Origin of the sequence: Pseudoalteromonas fenneropenaei, from assembly GCF_042643375.1 — a bacterium.
Classification (GTDB): Bacteria; Pseudomonadota; Gammaproteobacteria; order Enterobacterales; family Alteromonadaceae; genus Pseudoalteromonas; species Pseudoalteromonas fenneropenaei.
Window position 1 is genome coordinate 1 of sequence record NZ_JBHRSD010000019.1, and the last position, 721, is coordinate 721.

The window sequence follows — 721 nt, forward strand, 5'->3', positions numbered from 1 at the left end:
CTATCGCGCAGAGGAGGTCCTTTTCCAACAAACCCCGTCTATTTTTCATCTGCCCGCAGAAGTGGAGCACCATGCCGCTAAGCTGACCACTGAGCTCGGTAGCAACATCGCGGTCGGTTTTGAAACCCTTGTAGCGAAAGCGCGTCTGGGGCAAACGGATAGTGCGCGCTGGACCTACCTGACAAAAACCGGTGAACAGGTGAAAGTAAAACTAAATGTCAGTGCACTAAAAGATGAGCAAGGTCAGCTAGCAGGCTTTCTTGGTATCGCGTTTGATTTAACTAAACAACTTAAATACGAAGCGGAACTGGCACAAGCAAAAGAACAAGCTGAGTCTGCTAATAAAGCAAAATCTGAGTTTTTGGCAAATATGAGCCACGAGATCCGCACGCCGATGAATGGAGTTCTGGGATTATTACAATTGGTAGCCAACAGCACGCTGGATCAACGCCAGGCCGACTATATAGAAAAAGCCTATAGTGCAGCTAAGTCTTTGCTTACCTTGTTAAATGATATTCTGGATTTCTCAAAAATTGAAGCCGGTAAGTTGGAGCTAGACCCGCATCCATTTAGTTTGACGGATTTGCTGCAGGATATCGGCCTTGTTTTTTCATCTACTGCAGAGCAAAAAGGATTGGAAGTGCTATACGATGTCACAGCGGATGTGCCTGAGCATTTGTTAGGTGATAGTTTCCGTATTAAACAAGTCCTGATAAATCTG

Annotated in this window: 1 protein-coding gene; it reads left to right on the forward strand. The window is 45.5% G+C overall.

The window, feature by feature from the left end; genetic code table 11:
- A partial coding sequence (locus tag ACFOEE_RS12375; protein WP_377124685.1) for a histidine kinase dimerization/phospho-acceptor domain-containing protein occupies positions 1-721 on the forward strand: 721 nt, incomplete at both ends.